Origin of the sequence: Pseudomonas sp. Y39-6 (assembly GCF_023651955.1) — a bacterium.
In the GTDB taxonomy this organism is placed as follows: Bacteria; Pseudomonadota; Gammaproteobacteria; order Pseudomonadales; family Pseudomonadaceae; genus Aquipseudomonas; species Aquipseudomonas veronii.
The window spans coordinates 2,560,081-2,578,062 of the sequence record NZ_CP069594.1; the positions used below are offsets into that span (position 1 = coordinate 2,560,081).

The following is a 17,982-nucleotide window of genomic DNA, read 5'->3' on the forward strand; positions in this document are numbered from 1 at the left end:
ATCTACTGACGTCCAGGGCGTTTGCTACGCAGCTGGCGCAGTTCATCCAGGCACGCCTGGGCGAGGGCAGCGGCGGGTTCGCCCTTTTTCCTAAGTTGGCGCGGGCGAGAGGGTGGCGGCTCTGTCATGGGTAACGATTCAGCCTGACCTGCCCAAGGGCGGAAATCGCCTTTCAGCGCCCGCTGGATCAGGCCCATCAGATACGCCGCGGGTTTGCGGACGCTTCCTGCCGCACATCGCGCGCCCGCTTCGTTGAGCACCACCTGCCGATCTGCTGGTTTCAGCTTGTTCAGCGTCACGGTGACGGCCTGCCGCTCGCTCGGACTCAGGTGCAGCGGATCGGGCCAGTGCAGGTTATCCACTGCTGGGGTCGCGCGCGGTACAGTACATATACTTTCTTTTAATACAGTACAGGCGGCATTCGGATTCCGAACGGTGCCGGAAACATTGGCGTTCGGACCCAGTTCGGATTCCGAACTAGGCCCCGCACGATTCCGAACGAGGTGGTCGCCACCCAGTTCGGAATCATGTAACGGTTCATCGGACGCCTTATCCAATCCTTTCTTTGTCCAATGGTCGCTCCAACTGTCGAGCCGGGTGGGGAGCCGACCCAAATCGATATCAGTATCCTGACGAATTTCTTCCAAAACATGCTGAGCGACAATTCGCACAGCCTTGGTTGCATGATCGAGGGCGTGTCCGACTAGCTCCAGGTAATCCTGATCCAGCTCCATGGCTTCGGCGGGCGTTAACGGTTCATCGTGCAGGACGTACAGAGAACCTTGTAAGCGCCCGCTGAGATGATCACGGCCACGACTCACCAAACTGAGCCAGCGGGTCAGCCTGAGCATCGTCAAGACGCGAGCGATGGTTTCACGGGAGGCTGACCCACCGTAGGGTACGCTCGACAGGTAAGGTTGCAGATCTTCATAGCGCGGTGTGACCACGCCCTGGCCTTGCAGCATCAGTCGAAATACTTGCCATGCATTACGCTCCAATGGCGTCAGCCGACAATCCAGCAGCAAGCGACGCGGCACGACTTCGTGTGGTTGGCCGCTGAACAGAAAGCCAGCCTGCAGGGCCTGGTTGGAGGGTGGTTCCGTGGTAGGGCGTGCGGGCCAGCGTTCACTCAACTGCTGGGTGCATTGCTTCAGAACACGCTGCCAGCGACTGGGAGGGACGGTGTTCATGTTCCGTTGCTGTAATGGTCGATCTGCTGCCAAACGATGGTCAAGCTGATCTGTTGCTCCTCTGCCAACATCATCATGGCGTCGAGCTGATCCTCAGCACCGTCCTCAGCGCGTAGTTGGCACCAACGCTGCCAGAGCGCATTTTCCTGCGCTTCGCTCAAGTTCTGAGGGCGGCCCTTACGGGTTTCTATCTTGAGCAGACGTCGGCGCAGGGCGGTTTCCGAATGCGCCAAGCCGAAGTACTGATACATGATGGTACTGCTGGCACCGAGCTTGAGCGCTCGGTTGATCAGGCGCTCGTTCTGTTCGTCACGTTCGGCTTGGTCGATCAACCGATGCAACACCTGCGAATCAATCTTGACCTCAACCCAGGGGACGGTGGCATGGGCCAGGCGTGACAACGTGGTCGGTGGTAATGATTGCAGCAGGTAGATGTCCTCTTCACCCAGTCCGAGTGCTTTGCAGCGCTGCAGATTACCCAGGCGCAACTCGTGAAGGACCTGAGTCAACATGGCCTGGTTGAGCACATTGAAGGACAGGTTCATGGCTCCTCCCTTGGTGAGCTGCCTTCAGCGGTAAGCGTTAAGTCGATCAAGCGGCGGGCTAGGCGAATGAGGCGATACAGTTTGATTAGCAGACCGTCGGGCAGGCGCTCCAGTCCTACGTCCACGGCGGGACGATCTGTCAACGGGAGTTGATAGACCCCCAACAACAGCTGCCCGAACAGAGCTGAGGGCAATTGCTTGCGATCCTCCCAATTCACTTCGTCTTGGGCACGCAGCAGGGCCAAGAGCAACAGGTGAACGCCGGCCGCACGAGGGGCTGCAAGATCAAGATGCTCGATGCTGAGGGCGAAACCCAGGCCGTGCTTTTGGTCGATGATGCTCTCGGGATGTCCGGCATAGGCCGCCATTTCCCGAGCCAAGCCGGCAATGGCTAAACGCAGTTGTTCGGGGGTATCCAGTGTTGGTGCGATGATCCATACGTCGTCGATCGGACAGGTTGCAACGGTTTTTGTTGGTTCGGAGGCAGTGGCGCGATCAATCTGTCCGCGGATCTGCTGGACACGTGACGGAGGGCTGACTGCTGATACGACATTCGTTACGGGCAGCGTGAGCTCTTCCTTTCGCTCTGTTTCGGTCTGCGTCCAGGTTTCAGCTGATTTGGAATGCGGCTCGGAGGGGGGAGGTTCGGCCGCGGGCTCATCGACGCTCGGCAGAAGGTTGTTCTCCGAGGGCGTGACGACAAAGCCGGGCGTCTGAATAACCCGTTGGGTATCGCCCAGCTCCAGGGCCAACATGCGGTAGGACTGTCCGAGTAAGTGACTCATGCGTTCGAGCAGTTCATCCTGGACTCGCTCAAGGTCGAAGGACTCTGGGTCGGCATCAAATTGCCCTAAGGTGTCGAGCCAAAGCTCGGGAAAAGCGATGGCGTCGGTTGGATAACGATTCCAGGTTCGTTCAGCCTGGCTACGCAGACCAATCAGGCGTTCAATTTTTGGTTTCCCCAGCCCGGCATATAGGGTCTGTGGAATGGCGGGCAATAAATGCTCAAGGGTGTCGAGCATCCGGCTGATGTGCGACTGGGAAATCGGATAGCCTCCAGCGGCAAGACGTCGTGCCAACTCACGTTGCGAGAGTGTTGCTCCATCTGATTCGAGCATGGTCTTGAGTTTGGTCACTGCCAGAGCACGTTCGATGAAGGTGAGCTGGCCGTGCAGATCGCTTTCGGCAAGATGGCCGAGTAGGGCGCTGATTTCATCGGTCCAGGGTCGGAACAGGCAATGGATGCGGAAGAATCGCTCGTCGCGGGTTTCGTGCCACAGCTCGCCAAGAATTGCCAAGCGCGTATTACCGCCGTTGCGGATGATGAAATGGGTTTCACCCGGGCGGCGGGTAATCGGCGGCGGTTGATCCAGCCCGCGCTCACGGATTGAGGCTTTGATATCGTCATAAAGCGGGTTACGGATGAAGCGAGGGTTGTGTTCGTAGGGCCGCAACTGCTCCAGAGTGACCAGCATAGGTGTATCAGTGAGTGGATCGGACAACCGCTCCAGTTCTGGACCCCGAGGAAAATGATCCTGGTGCAGTTTGTCGGTGATTTCCTCCTGAGTTAGCTTCTTCATTGACGCCACCTCAATTAACGCCGGGTGCGCAAATGGTCACCCACCTCGAACCTGACGACCTCGGCAGTGCCCGAGCCTTCGAAATAACGAGACAGTTCCGTAAGGAACCACCCCATGGCTGAGCGCCCACCCTGCAGGCGAAAGACTACGGTGCAATACTCGTCGCAACGCGGGTGGTGTGGTTGAGTAGAGCGTGGAACGATGATGGGCAGTTGGTCCAACATCAGAAGACTCCTAGCCAACGACTGTTGGCCTTAAGGGTGATCAAACCCAATGATTGGGTGAGAAATGCTGGCTTGGGGGATTCGTCTCATTGATCCTCCGCGCGCCTGCTGACCGTAGAGATCGCTTCGCGCCATTCCGGAAATAACTCAATGGCCAGCGCCTGCATGGATTCCAGCGCTGATGGCGAGCCTCGTTTACGTGACCGACGTGTTTCGATTCGGTGGACAGGTAGGCCGAGGGAGGCGGCATTGACATACGCGACTCGATCGGGAATTACGGTATTTAGGATCAAGATGCGCGTAGCACCCGCGAAGGTCTCGCGCAGGTCACGTATGATCATCCGGGTGTCCACCCGAATGCCGGTCACCTGATTCAGCAGTAATCGCAAAGGAGGTGGAGTAATGCCCAGGTGACGGAACGATTCGAGTTCACTGAGCAGCTTCAAGGTGCCCCGGTGCAGTTCTCGAGCAGCGAGCATTTCAGGTGTGATGGGCGATACAGCGAGATCGGATGCCAGTAGCGCCATCTCCAACTGCACGCTACGTGCACCCTGGGTGTCGATCAAAAGCAGGTCATAACGGGAGCGGAAATTGTCCAGCAGATTGCGCAGCCGTAATCGTCCGTCGGGGGCATGCAGTAGCAAGGAACTCAGTCGGGATTGATCGTCATTGGATAAGATCACATCGAGCCCAGTGATCACTGTCCTAGAGATGATCTGCGCAGGAGTTGTAAGGTTAAGTGCGATGAACTCATACGCACCAGCAGCCGCTTTCTGGCTCAAAGCATAATAGCTTGAGAGGGTGGGCTGGCTATCCAGGTCGAGCAGCAGGACGCGTATGCCAGCATCCGCGAGCAGACCTCCGAGATTGGCGGCTACTGTGGTTTTGCCGACTCCACCTTTGGTGGACACCACCGATACCACATGCATGGCATCAGGACTGTTGGCCTAAGCGCTCAACGACCCACTGCTCGATCTCCAGCGAGTCCCAGCCTACTGAGCGCAGTCCAATGCGCTTAGCCTGAGGAAATTTTCCTTCCTTCATCAAGTTGTAGATGTGAGCCCGTTTGAAGCCGGTTTTTCGTTCGACTTCTTCGCGCCGCATGATGTGGCGTTCGGGTGATGGCTGAGGCTGAGATGTGTCGGTGGTTGTTTTGGATTGCATGGTCGTCATTCCTTGGAGCCTGATAGCGCCAATTGGTAAGAGACCTGAATTCAAAAACAGAAAAGTCCGACAGTCATTGCACTGCAATCGTACCTATTGCAGTGCAATGACTGTCGGACTTATGTTCGGGAAAGGCTCCGCCGGGCGGCGGCGAATTTCTCGTCGAGAGAGCGTTTGCTCAAACCTCGCGTGCCTTCATAGTGCGCAGTTATTGAGTCAACGATAGCGGCTTGGCTATCGAATACGGAATTGGGTTTTCCAGCTGGTGAAGATCCGAGGAGGGTCTCGAGTAAGGCGCCGATTACATGCAGATATCCAGTTTCGCTGCGCTGGGTGAGCTTACCTTGTGCTTTACCGAGTGCACGTAAGCTTTCCCGTTCCAAACCGATAGCTTTGAGTTCTTCAATGAGCTCGCGAAGGGCTGCATCACTCGCTTTGAGCTTCACCTCCAACGCCTCTCGGTCCGCTCGCAACGTCAGGTACGTACCAATGCTAATTTGTTCATTCTCGGCGGGCAGTTTTCCAAATAGGAACGCCGGACGCTGATCTGGATAATGATGAAACATCCACCATTTCAGGTCTGTATGCCTGACTGTGAGCAGCCGGCAGTTGATCGGCGTATCAGGGGCTACCGTTACGCCAAAATAACCAAACGGGAGCTCATGGTTGCGCACTGCATCGAAGATTTTTTCGGTGTTGGCGTGAAGGCATGGCCAATGAGGGAAGGCCGTGGACAATGCTGCCGGACAATCGTTGGCGAACTCAAGAATTTGAGACTCATGAGCCATCAGATTGCACCAACGGATAGCTACATCGATGGGGCGGTAGAATATTTTTGCGTGCGGATCGAAGCTGTGAGGGGTATACATATTGGCAGCCTCATGCCTGAGGGAATAGATCCGCTAGATATTTAGAGGTTTATTGGCCTTAGCTTCCGTGCGGTAACTATTCCTGAATAGATAAGTAAATCTGCAAGATGACGTCCTGTTCTGATGCTGTGTGAAAAATGGCGTTGTATGCTCATCATCCTGCCTTTGCTCATGCCTGTTGAGCTTTTCGCGGTTGTGAAACCGTTTTCCGGATCGTCACGTTGCCACTCTTTGAATAGGTCCCGCTTTCCTAGGGCGTTCGAAGATTCATCGTGAGGTTGAACTCCATCAAATTGGTTAATATCTCGCGCCCCCCAACACCCTAACCAGCGCAACGCATGGTAGCTTTTGGTAGCGCCTCCAACGCAAAAAACGTTCTTCTTCATTTTATTTACGCGAGCTTGTCATACAATCATACTACCAGCATGGTCGGTACCGTCATAGGTACTAGCATCGCTGCTACAGGTCGCTCTGGGATGTTCGTTTTAGAAAGCGTGCGATCCAGCATTACAAACACCAACGCGCTTTGGGAATACATTATGAAAGTTCACCGCCAGGCGGCTTCATTGCGGCATCAGGTGCAGGATGCCCTACGCAACGAAATCATTTCCGGTCGATTCAAGCCAGGCGACCGCCTTGTGGAACAACAGCTCTACACGGCCCTGGACGTCAGTCGCACGTCATTGCGCGAAGCGCTGCGCCAGTTGGAAGCGGAAGGTTTGGTGGAGCAGGTCCCGCATCGCGGGGCCTATGTCGCTTCGGTGAATGCCAAGGACGCGATCCAGATCTACGACGTACGCGGCGCCCTGGAAGTGCTGGCCGTGCGCAATTTCGTTCGCCATGCCACTGACGAAGACGTTGCCGAACTGGCCGCGGTCTTCGACGAGTTCGTTCAGCAATCCCATACCGCCCGGCGTGACGGCACGACGTTGCTGGACATCAAGCAACGCTTCTATCACGTGCTGCTCGACATCGAGCAGAGCGCCGTGGTCGGTGGCATGCTGGAGCAGCTCAACAATCGCGTCAGCCTGTTGCGGGCGCTGTCCCTCGGGCGTGAAGGACGCATGGTGCACACCTTGGCAGAGCTCAAGGAAATCGTGCGTATGATTCAGTTGCGCGATGAGACCGGTGCTTGTGCGGCGGCGTTGCTGCACGTGGAAAATGCCTCGCAAAACGTCCTGGAGTTGCTGGAGCAGGGCAGTTCGACCCCGGTCACCTGAAGCCTGTCGATCCACTGAGAGTCAGGCCGCCGCTGACGATCGTCAGACGGCGCCTGTCCTTCACTGTTCCCTTAACGCAGCGCCGAATACGCGGTGGGTGCCAGAAACTGGTTCTCGATCCGCTCGACGATGATGGCCTGCGCTTCACTTTCGGCGCGCTTGGCGATCCATTCCGGGTCCGCCTGGAACGCATTCCATTTCGCCTCGCGCTCGGCGAGGCTCGCCCATTTGAGCATGTAGCTTAACGACTGATTGGTCGGGCCGGCCAGTGTCGTCCAGAAGCCCAACTGCTCGATTCCATACTTTTCGAAGAACCCCAACGTGGTCTTGGCAAAGCGCTCGTGCAACGCGGGAAGGCGACCCGGTGCGCAGTGATAAATACGCAATTCAACAATCATGTGAATCTCCTGGGGAAGGTGCCGATCAAAAAAATAGGCCGATTAGCCTATTGACCGATTGTATGACAGTCCTATAGTTTTAGTCCAACTGCGGGCCTGCCTCGAAACAGCTTTTACGCTGTCGACCGCCGCCAACGCATGACCCGACAAGAAAACAATAGGGCTTGGACATGACTCAATCGCAACGAATCGGCTTCATCGGGCTTGGCATGATGGGGGTTCCAATGGCGACCTGCCTTTCAAAGGCAGGCTATGAACTCTTCCTCGCTGACGCGGATGAAGGGCGCCTGGCGCAAACCCTGGCGATGCTCGAAGCCACGGGCCTCGATGCCGGCAACGCGCGGTCCCTTGATGTACTGATCACTATGTTGCCGAACTCCGCCATCGTCGAAAGCGTGCTGCTGGGCAGTGAAGGGGCTGACGGTTGGGCCGCGTCGCTACGGCCAGGCGCCGTGGTGATCGACATGAGTTCCTCGGAGCCGGCGCGCTCCCGTGAGCTGGCGCTGAAACTGAAAGCCTTCGACCTCGATTACCTGGATGCGCCGGTTTCCGGCGGCGTCAAACGGGCGGTGGACGGCACGCTGGCCATCCTGGTGGGTGGCGATGCGGCGGTGATGCAGGGTTGTCATTTGTTGCTTGAAGCCATGGGCAAGAACATTCTGCACATCGGCACTGCGGGGGCTGGTCATGCGGCCAAAGCCTTGAATAACTACGTGTCGGCGGCCGGGCTGATGGCTACCGTCGAAGCCCTGCATGTGGCCAAGCGGTTCGGGATCGACCCTGGCGTGATGGTCGACGTGCTCAACGCCTCCAGTGGGCGTAGCAACACCTCGGAAAACAAAGCCCGGCAATTCATGCTCAGCGGTTCGTACGCTTCCGGTTTCTCGATGCAACTGATGAACAAGGACCTGAAGATTGCCCAAGGGCTGTCCGACGCACTGGGTTACCCAATGCGCTTGGGCAAAACCGCTACGGCGCTGTGGGATGACGTATCCAAGCAAGCGACGCCAACCACCGACCACACCGAAATGTACAGATTGCTGGTCGCCAGCGACGGCGAATAACACCTCGCCCGTGTTGACGAAAACAGCGATCCATCATTGCGTAATGGAGTGAATCGAATGTCTCGTGCAGCCAGTTTTTACATCGGTGGAGAGTGGGTGGAACCGTCATCGCCCACATGGTTCGACGTCATCGATCCTGCGACCGAAACCGTTGTCGACCGCTTGGCATTGGGCAATGCCAACGACGTTGATCGGGCAGTGGCGGCGGCCCGTGCCGCGTTACCCGATTACGCGGGGCGCGGTGTCGCCGAACGTATCGCCTTGCTCGAACGCATCGTGGCTATTTACGAGCGTCGTCAGGAAGAATTCGCCGAAGCAATGCGCGTGGAAATGGGCTCGCCGATCACCTTCGCTCGTAAAGGTCAGGTGCCCCGTGGTCCGCTGCATCTCAATCAACTGATCGAGGTACTCAAGCGCTTTCGGTTTGAGGAACCGCAAGGCACTACCTTGTTGCGCTTCGAACCGATCGGGGTCTGTGGGCTGATCACACCCTGGAACTGGCCGATCAATCAGATCGTGGTGAAAATCGCCCCCGCATTGGCGGCCGGTTGCACCATGGTGCTCAAGCCGAGCGAATATTCCCCGCTCAGTGCGCTGCTGTTCGCCGAAGTGCTGGATGAGGCCGGCGTGCCCGCGGGCGTGTTCAATCTGGTCAACGGCGACGGGCCTGGTGTAGGCGCGGCCATCGCTGCGCATCCGGGTATCGACATGCTGTCGTTCACCGGCTCGACACGGGCGGGTGTGCTGGTGGCGAAGTCCGCTGCAGAGACGGTCAAGCGGGTGGCGCAGGAGCTTGGCGGCAAGTCCGCCAATATCCTGCTCGACGACGTCGACCTGCAAGACGCCGTGACCCGAGGTGTCGCCGCCTGTTTCACCAACAGCGGCCAGTCCTGCTCTATTCCGACGCGGATGCTGATTCCCCGGGCATTGATGGCCGATGCCATCCAGATCGCCAGACGTGCAGCCCAGGCCTTCAGTGTCGGCCCCACTTCCGAGGAGTCGACTCAACTGGGGCCGGTGGTCAATCAGGCGCAATTCAAACGCGTGCAGGCACTGATTCAAACCGGCCTCGATGAGGGCGCACAACTGGTGACCGGCGGGCCGGGTCTGCCGGAGGGAATCACCCGCGGCTATTACATCAAGCCCACCGTGTTCGCGGATGTCACGCCGCAAATGACCATCGCGCAGGAAGAGATTTTTGGTCCCGTGCTGTCGATGATGGCGTATGACACGGAAGCCGAGGCGATCGCGATGGCCAATGGCACGAACTACGGTCTCGCGGCCTATGTGCAGTCTGCTGATCTGGAACGAGCCCGTCAGGTGGCGCGCGCCCTGCAGGCGGGCAGCGTCCATTTGAATTATCCGCCCGCCGATTTCGCCGCACCGTTCGGTGGCTATAAACAGTCCGGCAACGGTCGGGAATGGGGTGAATACGGACTGCGCGAATACCTCGAGGTCAAATCCATGGTCGGCTACGCCGGCGGCTAATGTGCATGGCGGCGACCTTTTTGGCGCGGATCAATCCGCGTCAAAAAAATTTACCAGTTTTGATTGTATGACAATAATTCGATACTACGAAAACACGCTGGAGAGAGAACAATGGAAGATAACGAACGCTTTACCAAAGGCTTTGAGAATCGTAAGGAAGTCTTGGGCGAAAGCCACGTGGAGAAATCCTGGGCGGCGGCTGACGACTTCAACCGCCCCATGCAAAAGCTCGTCACCGAGTATTGCTGGGGCGAGATTTGGGGCGATTCAACGCTCCCGTTCAAGACGCGCAGCATTATCAACCTGGCGCTGTTAACGGCCATGAGTCAACACCATGAACTCGCTGTTCATGTGAAAGGCGCACTCAAGAACGGGGTTTCCAAGGAGGAAATACGCGCGGTATTGATGCAGGCGTCCGTGTATTGCGGTGTGCCGGTGGGGCTTGCGGCCTTCCGGATCGCCTCTGACACGATCAAGGCCTATGAGCAGGCCGAGAAGCACTGATCCTGACCCTGTTCGATACGACGCTTAACGTCTCAACAATAATTATAAGGAAACGTCATGGCTACCTATGCACCCGTCCGACCCGTCGAGTCGGAGCAGTCGATTGAGAAGAAGAGAAAAAACGCGATCAAGGGTGCGTTTTTCTCTGAGTACATCGACATGTTCGATATCTACCTGCCTGTGGTCGTTCTCGCGCCGGTATTGTTCTTTTTCCAGCCGACGAACCTGTCGCCCGGCATGGAGGCCATTCTTGCTTCACTGGTGTTTATCACCACGCTGCTGGGGCGTCCTATCGGTGCCCTGTTGTTCGGCATGATCGCCGATACGACAGGGCGCCGGATGGCATCAATCTATTCGGTGACCGGTTTTGGTGTGGTCACGCTGTTGATCGCGCTGCTGCCTGGCTACGACAGCATCGGCATCTGGTCTTACTTGCTCCTGGTGTTGCTACGGTTCATCGACGGGATTTTTCTCGGCGGCGGTTACACCGGGGCGATGCCGCTGGCCATCGAGTATTCGAAAAAGCACCAGCGCGGTTTTGTCGGCGGACTGATCATTGCCGGCTTCCCGCTCGCCTACGTCAGCATCAACCTGGTGGCGATGCTGATGTTCGCGTTGTTCCCGCTGGCCGGCATCGACTCGCCGTACGTGCAATGGGGCTGGCGCATTCCCTTCGTGGTCGGCGCGCTGCTGGCCGGGGTGCTGGCGTTGTATTACGTGTTCGCCGTGTCCGAATCCGAAATCTGGGAAGTGGACGCCAGCAAGCCGAAAGACAAGTTGCCATTGACCGATCTGCTGCGTGGCAAAAGCGGCCGCAACCTGTTGCAAGTGCTGATCATGATGACCGGTTTCTGGCTGACGCAGAACATCATCACGATCTTCCTGCCGACCGGGCTGCTGGTGAAAACCCTGCATTTGTCGGGCTTTGAAGTCACGGCCACGCTGCTGATTTCCTACTCCGTGTTGTTCTTCAGCTACATCGCCTCCGGCATGTTGGGGCAGAAGTTCGGCCGCCGCCGCTTCTTCCTGATCCTGGGGCCGACCATTGCGATTTTTGGCGCGGCAATCATGTACGTGCTGGCGAATGTGCCGGGGCTGTCCTTGCCGCTGATCATGTTCCTGGTGTGCCTGTTGTCGGTGGTGGTGACCGCGCCGTGGGGCGTGATCGTGACCTACATCAACGAGCGTTTCGTGACGGATGTGCGGGCCACAGGCTTCGGTGTCGGCTTCAGCCTGTCGGTGATTATTCCTTCCTTCTACGCCTTCTACATGAACGCACTCGGCCTGGTCATGCCTTTCACTGTCACGCCAGCGGTCCTGCTGTTCATCGGCGGAATCATCGGCACGCTGGGCGCGTTCATGGGGCCGGAAACCAAAGACGTGGATTTCTGACGGGTATCACCCCGTCGTTTTGAACAGAGGAGAACCGCCGTGAGCAACAAAACAATTGGCTTTGTCGGACTCGGCAACATGGGCGGCAGAATGACGCGCTGCCTCGTCGACTCAGGCTTGACCGTACTCGGTTACGACCCGCAACCGCAGCGAGTACACGCCGCTGGGGCGCAACTGGCCGCCTCGATCCGCGAGATCGCGGACAAGGCCGACGTCATTCTGTTGTCGCTGCCGGACAGCAAAGTGGTTGAAATGGTGGTGGAGGGCGTCGACGGCCTGCTGCAGCATTGCCGTGAAGGCCAGACGATCATTGACCTGAGTACTGCCGCCGCCAGTTCGACGATCCGCTTGAACGGCTTGTTCGCCCAACGCGGCGTGCAGTATGTCGACGCCGGGATTTCCGGCGGTGCCGCGGCCGCGCAGAAGGGCACGTTGACGCTGATGGTGGGCGGTGACGTGTCCACCATCGAGGCGCTTGACTGGGTGTTCAAACCCATCGCCAGCAAGGTGTTCAACATGGGCGAAAGCGGCAGTGGGCACACCACCAAGCTGCTCAACAACTTCCTTAATGCGGTCAGCCTGGCCGCGACGGCCGAAGTGATGGTCGCGGGCAAGAAAGCCGGGCTCGACCTTCATCGCCTGCTGGACGTGCTCAACAGCAGCAGCGGCGTCAACTTCGCCACACAGAACCGCTTTCCCTACATCGTCGATGGCAACTACCTGGAAGGCGGCCTGACCGGCAAGTTGATGAGCAAGGACGTTGTGCTCTACATCGAGCGCGCCCGCGAACTGGGGGTCGCCTCGCTCAATGCGTCCGGGCCGCTGGCGAGTTTCGGTTTGCAGGTGGCGTTGGGGTACGGCGATCAGATCAGCAACAAGGTCGTGGATGCCATCGGCGATATGTCCGGCGGTATCCGGCTTCACGAGGAATCAACAGGAGGCAAGGCATGAAGGTTATTCACGGTAACGCCAGTGGCGCCGTTTCAGAGCAACGCTCATCGACATTCACTGGGGTGGTCTGGGCCGATCCGGTGATGCCAACCACTGACGGTGTCACGATCAACAACGTGTCGTTCACGCCGGGCGCACGCACCTTCTGGCACAGCCATGAGCAGGGCCAGGTGCTCTACGTCAGCGCCGGCAGCGGCTGGATCTGCATTGAAGGCCGTGAGCCGGAAGTCATTCGCCAGGGCGACACGGTGTGGATCGGTCCGCACGAACGCCATTGGCACGGCGCCAATACCACCCACTTCATGGTTCATCTGGCGACCTCCATCGGTAAAACCGTCTGGGAGGAAGCGGTCTCGGACCAGGACTATTTGCGCGCAGTTCGGTGACCGCTCAATAGCTCGATACCCCGGTGGGCGACGCCGTTTGCTGGGGTCCCTTGATGAAGGAAAGACGATGATGCTCACGCAAAAACAGCAGCACGTAAAACAGGCTTTCATTGATGCGGGCGGTGCCTGGAGCCCGGCCTGGGACAGTGTCCTGCGCCTGGATGCCGGTTTTCTCGAAGCGTACTCGGGGTTTGCCGCGGTCCCGTGGAAAAAGAACCACCTGGAGAACAAGGTCAAATCCTTCATCGCCATTGCCGCCGATGCCGCGGCCACGCATTTGTATGCGCCCGGCGTTCAGGAGCATTTGCGCGCGGCGATCAAGCATGGCGCCACCGCTGAAGAATTGATGGAAGTGCTGGAGTTGATCAGCACCGTCGGCATCCATGCCTCCAACGTCGGCGTGCCGGTGCTGCTGGAAGTGCTGGAGGAAGAAGGCCTGCGCAACGGTTCGACGCCACTGGATGCCCGGCGCGAAGCGCTCAAGGACAGCTTCGTGAAAAACCGTGGCTATTGGCATGCGTCCTGGGAAGGTTTGCTGGAACTCGATCCGGAACTGTTCGAAGCCTACGTCGATTTTTCTTCGGTGCCGTGGCGCACCGGCGTCCTGCCGCCAAAAATCAAGGAGCTGATCTATTGCGCGTTCGATGCCGCCGCCACGCACCTCTATGTACCGGGCTTGAAACTGCACATGCGCAACGCCCTGGGCTATGGCGCGACGGCCGAGGAAATCATGGAAATGCTGGAGATCGTCAGTGTCATCGGCATCCACGGTGCGTTGCTGGCAGCGCCAATGCTCGAACAGGCGCTTGGCGAGACACGGTAACTATCAAACAACCCTATAAAAACAAGAGCGTGGCACACCCATGCGTTCTTCTCCTCAGGAGTCAGCTATGAACACCCTATCAGCGGCGACCGTGAAGCCCGACTGGACCGATCCCGAAATCATCATCGTGCGTTACGGCACCCGCCAGACGAGCAAAAGCGAGTGCTATTACAACTTCCGTGCCTACAAAGAGCCGGATGCCGAAATCACCATGGATTACTTCTTCTGGATCTTTCGCAACGCCGACCAGACCATCGTCATCGACACCGGGTTCAGCCCCGAAGCCGCGATTGCCCGTCGTCGTCAGCCGGTGGTAGCGCCGGCCGATGCACTGGCGCGCCTGGGCATCGATCCGGCCGAGGTCAAGCTGTTGGTGTTGACCCACGCTCACTACGATCACGCCGGCAATCTCGGTCTGTACCCCAACGCGAAAATCGTCATGTCGCGCAAAGAGTTCGACTTCTGGTCGACGGACATGGGCAAGCGTCCACAGTACGCCCACCACATCGACCCTCTGGATATCCAGTTCATCCAGACGCTTGCCGACGCCGGTCGCATCACCTTGCTCGACGAGCCTCGTAACACCCTGATCCCGGGCATCGAGCTCTATGAGATCGGCGGTCATACCCCCGGCCAGTTGGCCGTCGTGGTGCAAATGCCGGACGGGCCGGTGATCCTCGCGTCGGACGCCATTCACTACTACGAAGAACTGGAACAGGACCGTCCTTTCGCCGTGCTCGATAGCCTGGCCGACATGTACCAGGGCTATGCGCAAATCCGCGAATGGTTGCACGAGCAACCCGGCACGGTGGTCATTCCCGGGCATGACCCTGACGTCATGAACCGTTTTGCACCGGTGGACCCTAACGATCCTTCGTTTGCAGTGCGTATCGGCTCAGCCGGGGCGCAGGCATGAAAGGTAAAACGGCGCTGATCACCGGTTCGTCGAACGGACTCGGCCTGGCGATGGCCCGAGGCCTGGCCGCTGCTGGTTGCAACCTGGTGCTGCATGGCCTCGAGTCGCCGCAGGACATGACATCGACTTGCCAGGCCATGGAGCGCGAGCATGGCGTAGCCGTCTGCTACGTGCGTGCCGATTTGACCGCGTCCGACGCCGTCGACGTGCTGATTGGCGATGCGCAGGCGCGCATGGGCGGCATTGATGTGCTGATCAATAACGCCGTGATCCGGCACTTTGCATCCATTGAAGATTTTCCGGGTGAGCGTTGGGATCAGGCGTTGGCGGTCAATCTCACCGCCGCCTTTCGTGCCATCCAGATGACCTTGCCGGGCATGCGTGCGCGGGGCTGGGGACGGATCATCAACATGTCCTCCGCCTATGGCTCGCGGGCGATTGCCAACCGTATCGATTACGTGACCACCAAAACCGCCTTGCTCGGGTTGACCCGTGCGGTGGCGGTGGAAACCCAGGGGCAGGGCATTACCTGTAACGCGGTGTGCCCCGGTTCAGTGCTGACCCCCAATATCGAAAGCCGTCTCACGGCTTTGATGGCGGACAAGCAACTGGACCGTGACACCGCCACCCGCGAATTCTTGCAGGGCAAGCAGGGCACCGGACGGTTTGTCGAGGCGGCGCACGTGGCGGATCTGGTGGTGTTCCTGTGCAGCGCCTCGGGCACCCCTATCACCGGCGCGACCCTGCCGGTGGACGACGGTTGGCTGGCGAACTGAATCGCGCGACGACAGCACAACGCCGGGCCAACATTGAAGGAGACAAGCATGACCAGAGGCGAAGTTCGCCCCGAGATTTATCGCGGCACCGAGGTACCGCCGTTGACGCGACAACTGGCCGGGTTCATCGAGCGTACCCAGTGGATCGACGTGCCCGAGGCCGTGCGGTATAAGGCCAAGCGAGCGCTGGTGAATTATTTTGCGGTCTGTCTGGCGGGGTGCAATGACCCCGATGTCGGCAAAGCGATCTCGCTGTTCGAGGGTTTTCGCTCGGGGCAGCAAGCGCGACTGGTCGGACGTGCGCAGCGCACGGACATGCTGCATGCCGCCTCGCTGAACGCCATGAGCGCGAATGTCTACGACTTCGACGACACCCATATTCCGACGATCATTCATCCGACCGCGCCGGTGGCCGCCGCGCTGTTTGCGTTGGCCGAGACGACGCCAGTGTCCGGTGAACAACTGCTGCTGGCGTTTGTTCTGGGGGTTGAAGTCGAGTGTCGCCTGGGCATGGCCGTTTTTCCGGATCACTACCAGCGTGGCTGGCATATCACCTCCACCTGCGGCGTTTTTGGCGCAGCGGCCGCGTCGGCAAAACTGCTGGGCCTGGACGTGCAACAACACCTGTGGGCGCTGGGTAATGCGAGTGCCCAGTCCTCGGGTCTGGTGGAAACGCTGGGCAGTGCGGCAAAGAGCATCGGTGTCGGCAATTCGGCGCGTAACGGGCTGCTTTCGGCGCTACTGGCTCAGCAAGGTTTTGCCGGCCCCGAGCGACCGATCGAGGGCGAGCGCGGCTTCCTTCGGGTCATGGGCGAACGCCCGGATTTTCTCCAGGTCAGCGAGGGGTTGGGCGAGCGTTGGGCGTTGTCGGCCAACACCTACAAACCGTATCCCTGTGGTGTGGTGTTGAACCCGGTGATTGAGGCGTGCCTGGCGCTTTATCAAGACCGCGCATGGTCGATAGATGACGTCGTGCGCGTCGAGTTGACTGGCCACCCACTGCTGCGCGAGCGCACGGATCGGCCCGACATCCGCAGCGGCCGGGAGTCGCAGGTCAGCGCCCAGCATGCGGTCGCCGTTGCCTTGTCGACGGGGGAGGCCAGCCTCGCGCAATTCAGCGATTTGGCGGTGGCCGACCCGGCGTTACGGGCACTGTATCCCAAGTTGGTGTTCATCGATGACGCGGGTTACGCGGTGGAAGCGGCGCAGGTGCGGATCCTGCTGCAATCCGGCCAGACGCTGTCGCGCAAGGTCTCGGTTTCCCGAGGCAGCCTAGCCGCACCGCTCAGCGATCTTGACCTTGAACGCAAATTGCGCGAACTCGCTGAATACGGTGGTTCGGGCTGCGCGGTTGAACCGTTGATTGATGCGCTGTGGTCACTGGATCAGGCGTCGGATGCGAGCGTTGTGATGCAACTCGCCACCGGCAGCTGAATGTCGATCGCTGCGGCCACAGGCCACTCTGGCCAAGGGCGCGGCGCAATGGTTTGAAATTTCGGGAGCGGACATGACAGACAATAGATTGCTTGGATTTATCGGGGTCGGGGTCATGGGTCGTCCCATGGCTCGACGTTTGATCGAGCAGGGCCACGCATTGGTGATTTTCGATACCGATGCGCAGGCGCTGGACGAACTGTCGGCATTGGGCGCACGGGTTGCGCAAAGCGTCCTGGAGGTCGCGAACAGTGCGGAAATCATCTTCACCAGTTTGCCGACCCCGGCGATTTTCAAAGCCGTGGCCTTAGGCGCAAAGGGCATCGTCGAGGGCTCCGCGGTGCGGATTCTGGTCGACCTGTCGACGGTCGGCTCGCGTGCGGAGCAGGAGGTCGCCGCCGGTCTTCTCGCTCGGGGCATCGAAACCGTCGATGCACCGGTCAGCGGCGGCGCCGCGGGCGCGCAGAAAGGCACGTTGGCCATGATGGTCGCGGGCAAGCCTGACGCCATCGCCCAGGTGCGCGAGCTGTTCGATGTGTTCGGCAAGGTGTTCGTGGTGGGCGAGCAGGCCGGGCAAGGGCAGTTGCTCAAGCTGCTCAACAACATGCTTTCGACCACGGCCTTCGCCATCACCGCCGAGGCGTTCGTCGCCGGGGTGAAGGGCGGACTCGACCCCGAAGTGATGATGTCGGTGATCAATGCCGGCAGCGGCAAGAACGGCGCGACCCTGGATAAATTCCCCAAACACGTGCTGCCGCGCACCTTCGATTTTGGCTTTCCCATTGGCAGCGTCTGCAAGGACATCGGCCTGGCGGTCGATGAGTGCCAGGCGCTGGGCGTGCCGATGTGGGTGGGCAGCAGTTTGCGTCAGATGTGGAATGTCGCGGCGCTGCACGACGGCGGCAAGCGCGACCTGACCGAGCTGGTGCTCGACATCGAGGCGTGGGCGGGCCCGTAGCAAGGGGCGCCTATCGCCCAAAAAACCTGTAGCAAACCCTGCAACCGCGGCTCTCTTCAGGAGAGCCGTAGGGCGAAGCAGTGCCTGACGATTCACTCAT

The 17,982-nt window shown here is 59.0% G+C and carries 19 protein-coding genes; 12 read left to right on the forward strand and 7 right to left on the reverse strand.

Going from position 1 to position 17,982, the window contains the following annotated elements:
- Positions 1-2: 2 nt before the first annotated feature.
- The 6 genes from JN756_RS11860 to JN756_RS11885 all read right to left on the reverse strand — a co-directional run bounded on the left by JN756_RS11860 (position 3) and on the right by JN756_RS11885 (position 5,572).
- Complete coding sequence (locus tag JN756_RS11860) at positions 3-1,190, reverse strand: STY4528 family pathogenicity island replication protein (RefSeq protein ID WP_169850755.1); 1,188 nt, start codon at positions 1,188-1,190, stop codon at positions 3-5.
- Complete coding sequence (locus JN756_RS11865; RefSeq protein WP_169850754.1) at positions 1,187-1,735, reverse strand: DUF2857 domain-containing protein; 549 nt, start codon at positions 1,733-1,735, stop codon at positions 1,187-1,189. The genes JN756_RS11860 and JN756_RS11865 overlap by 4 nt, the downstream gene beginning before the upstream one ends.
- The gene (locus JN756_RS11870) at positions 1,732-3,315 is read right to left on the reverse strand and encodes a ParB family protein (RefSeq protein WP_169850753.1); all 1,584 of its coding nucleotides are present in this window, start codon (positions 3,313-3,315) and stop codon (positions 1,732-1,734) included. The genes JN756_RS11865 and JN756_RS11870 overlap by 4 nt, the downstream gene beginning before the upstream one ends.
- 310 nt (positions 3,316-3,625) lie before the next feature.
- Positions 3,626-4,468 (reverse strand): ParA family protein, encoded by an 843-nt coding sequence (locus JN756_RS11875; RefSeq protein WP_169850752.1) that lies wholly within the window; start codon positions 4,466-4,468, stop codon positions 3,626-3,628.
- 4 nt (positions 4,469-4,472) lie between these two features.
- The gene (locus JN756_RS11880) at positions 4,473-4,703 is read right to left on the reverse strand and encodes an AlpA family transcriptional regulator (protein ID WP_169850751.1); all 231 of its coding nucleotides are present in this window, start codon (positions 4,701-4,703) and stop codon (positions 4,473-4,475) included.
- A gap of 119 nt (positions 4,704-4,822) precedes the next feature.
- Positions 4,823-5,572 (reverse strand): hypothetical protein, encoded by a 750-nt coding sequence (locus JN756_RS11885; protein ID WP_169850750.1) that lies wholly within the window; start codon positions 5,570-5,572, stop codon positions 4,823-4,825.
- 539 nt (positions 5,573-6,111) lie between these two features.
- Between JN756_RS11885 and JN756_RS11890 the strand changes: the two genes are divergently transcribed.
- On the forward strand, positions 6,112-6,792 hold the full coding sequence (locus tag JN756_RS11890; RefSeq protein ID WP_169850749.1) for a GntR family transcriptional regulator: 681 nt from the start codon (positions 6,112-6,114) through the stop codon (positions 6,790-6,792).
- A 71-nt stretch (positions 6,793-6,863) separates the two neighbouring features.
- Here JN756_RS11890 and JN756_RS11895 read toward each other — a convergent pair whose 3' ends face one another.
- Positions 6,864-7,190, reverse strand: coding sequence for an NIPSNAP family protein (locus tag JN756_RS11895; protein WP_169850748.1), 327 nt, complete (start codon positions 7,188-7,190; stop codon positions 6,864-6,866).
- A 170-nt stretch (positions 7,191-7,360) separates the two neighbouring features.
- On the opposite strand from JN756_RS11895, the gene JN756_RS11900 reads away from it, so the two are divergent.
- The 11 genes from JN756_RS11900 to JN756_RS11950 all read left to right on the forward strand — a co-directional run bounded on the left by JN756_RS11900 (position 7,361) and on the right by JN756_RS11950 (position 17,882).
- Positions 7,361-8,254: an NAD(P)-dependent oxidoreductase gene (locus JN756_RS11900; protein WP_169850747.1), complete on the forward strand. Its 894-nt coding sequence runs from the start codon at positions 7,361-7,363 to the stop codon at positions 8,252-8,254.
- 57 nt (positions 8,255-8,311) lie between these two features.
- Positions 8,312-9,742: an aldehyde dehydrogenase family protein gene (locus JN756_RS11905; RefSeq protein WP_169850746.1), complete on the forward strand. Its 1,431-nt coding sequence runs from the start codon at positions 8,312-8,314 to the stop codon at positions 9,740-9,742.
- A 111-nt stretch (positions 9,743-9,853) separates the two neighbouring features.
- On the forward strand, positions 9,854-10,246 hold the full coding sequence (locus tag JN756_RS11910) for a carboxymuconolactone decarboxylase family protein (RefSeq protein WP_169850745.1): 393 nt from the start codon (positions 9,854-9,856) through the stop codon (positions 10,244-10,246).
- A gap of 57 nt (positions 10,247-10,303) precedes the next feature.
- Entirely contained in the window at positions 10,304-11,638 is a 1,335-nt protein-coding gene (locus JN756_RS11915) for an MFS transporter (protein ID WP_169850744.1), read from the forward strand.
- Positions 11,639-11,677: 39 nt separating this feature from the next.
- A complete protein-coding gene (locus tag JN756_RS32380) occupies positions 11,678-12,589 on the forward strand; it encodes an NAD(P)-dependent oxidoreductase (protein ID WP_169850743.1) in 912 nt (303 codons plus the stop codon).
- Positions 12,586-12,975 (forward strand): cupin domain-containing protein, encoded by a 390-nt coding sequence (locus JN756_RS11925; protein ID WP_169850742.1) that lies wholly within the window; start codon positions 12,586-12,588, stop codon positions 12,973-12,975. Before JN756_RS32380 ends, JN756_RS11925 begins: the two co-directional genes overlap by 4 nt.
- Before the next feature lie 70 nt (positions 12,976-13,045).
- The gene (locus JN756_RS11930) at positions 13,046-13,798 is read left to right on the forward strand and encodes a carboxymuconolactone decarboxylase family protein (RefSeq protein ID WP_236255101.1); all 753 of its coding nucleotides are present in this window, start codon (positions 13,046-13,048) and stop codon (positions 13,796-13,798) included.
- Between the two features lie 67 nt (positions 13,799-13,865).
- On the forward strand, positions 13,866-14,714 hold the full coding sequence (locus JN756_RS11935) for an N-acyl homoserine lactonase family protein (RefSeq protein ID WP_169850740.1): 849 nt from the start codon (positions 13,866-13,868) through the stop codon (positions 14,712-14,714).
- Complete coding sequence (locus tag JN756_RS11940; protein WP_169850739.1) at positions 14,711-15,490, forward strand: SDR family NAD(P)-dependent oxidoreductase; 780 nt, start codon at positions 14,711-14,713, stop codon at positions 15,488-15,490. The genes JN756_RS11935 and JN756_RS11940 overlap by 4 nt, the downstream gene beginning before the upstream one ends.
- A 48-nt stretch (positions 15,491-15,538) precedes the next feature.
- Positions 15,539-16,924: an MmgE/PrpD family protein gene (locus JN756_RS11945; RefSeq protein WP_169850738.1), complete on the forward strand. Its 1,386-nt coding sequence runs from the start codon at positions 15,539-15,541 to the stop codon at positions 16,922-16,924.
- 73 nt (positions 16,925-16,997) lie between these two features.
- The gene (locus tag JN756_RS11950) at positions 16,998-17,882 is read left to right on the forward strand and encodes an NAD(P)-dependent oxidoreductase (RefSeq protein WP_169850737.1); all 885 of its coding nucleotides are present in this window, start codon (positions 16,998-17,000) and stop codon (positions 17,880-17,882) included.
- Positions 17,883-17,982: the final 100 nt, after the last annotated feature.

Coding starts and splice junctions, on each gene's coding strand:
- JN756_RS11930 (WP_236255101.1), top strand. CDS start 13,046: ATGCTCACGCAAAAACAGCAGCACGTAAAACAGGCTTTCATTGATGCG.
- JN756_RS11915 (WP_169850744.1), top strand. CDS start 10,304: ATGGCTACCTATGCACCCGTCCGACCCGTCGAGTCGGAGCAGTCGATT.
- JN756_RS11925 (WP_169850742.1), top strand. CDS start 12,586: ATGAAGGTTATTCACGGTAACGCCAGTGGCGCCGTTTCAGAGCAACGC.
- JN756_RS11905 (WP_169850746.1), top strand. CDS start 8,312: ATGTCTCGTGCAGCCAGTTTTTACATCGGTGGAGAGTGGGTGGAACCG.
- JN756_RS11945 (WP_169850738.1), top strand. CDS start 15,539: ATGACCAGAGGCGAAGTTCGCCCCGAGATTTATCGCGGCACCGAGGTA.
- JN756_RS11885 (WP_169850750.1), bottom strand. CDS start 5,572: ATGTATACCCCTCACAGCTTCGATCCGCACGCAAAAATATTCTACCGC.
- JN756_RS11875 (WP_169850752.1), bottom strand. CDS start 4,468: ATGCATGTGGTATCGGTGGTGTCCACCAAAGGTGGAGTCGGCAAAACC.
- JN756_RS11900 (WP_169850747.1), top strand. CDS start 7,361: ATGACTCAATCGCAACGAATCGGCTTCATCGGGCTTGGCATGATGGGG.
- JN756_RS11950 (WP_169850737.1), top strand. CDS start 16,998: ATGACAGACAATAGATTGCTTGGATTTATCGGGGTCGGGGTCATGGGT.
- JN756_RS11870 (WP_169850753.1), bottom strand. CDS start 3,315: ATGAAGAAGCTAACTCAGGAGGAAATCACCGACAAACTGCACCAGGAT.
- JN756_RS11895 (WP_169850748.1), bottom strand. CDS start 7,190: ATGATTGTTGAATTGCGTATTTATCACTGCGCACCGGGTCGCCTTCCC.
- JN756_RS11865 (WP_169850754.1), bottom strand. CDS start 1,735: ATGAACCTGTCCTTCAATGTGCTCAACCAGGCCATGTTGACTCAGGTC.
- JN756_RS11940 (WP_169850739.1), top strand. CDS start 14,711: ATGAAAGGTAAAACGGCGCTGATCACCGGTTCGTCGAACGGACTCGGC.
- JN756_RS11860 (WP_169850755.1), bottom strand. CDS start 1,190: ATGAACACCGTCCCTCCCAGTCGCTGGCAGCGTGTTCTGAAGCAATGC.
- JN756_RS11935 (WP_169850740.1), top strand. CDS start 13,866: ATGAACACCCTATCAGCGGCGACCGTGAAGCCCGACTGGACCGATCCC.
- JN756_RS11880 (WP_169850751.1), bottom strand. CDS start 4,703: ATGCAATCCAAAACAACCACCGACACATCTCAGCCTCAGCCATCACCC.
- JN756_RS11890 (WP_169850749.1), top strand. CDS start 6,112: ATGAAAGTTCACCGCCAGGCGGCTTCATTGCGGCATCAGGTGCAGGAT.
- JN756_RS11910 (WP_169850745.1), top strand. CDS start 9,854: ATGGAAGATAACGAACGCTTTACCAAAGGCTTTGAGAATCGTAAGGAA.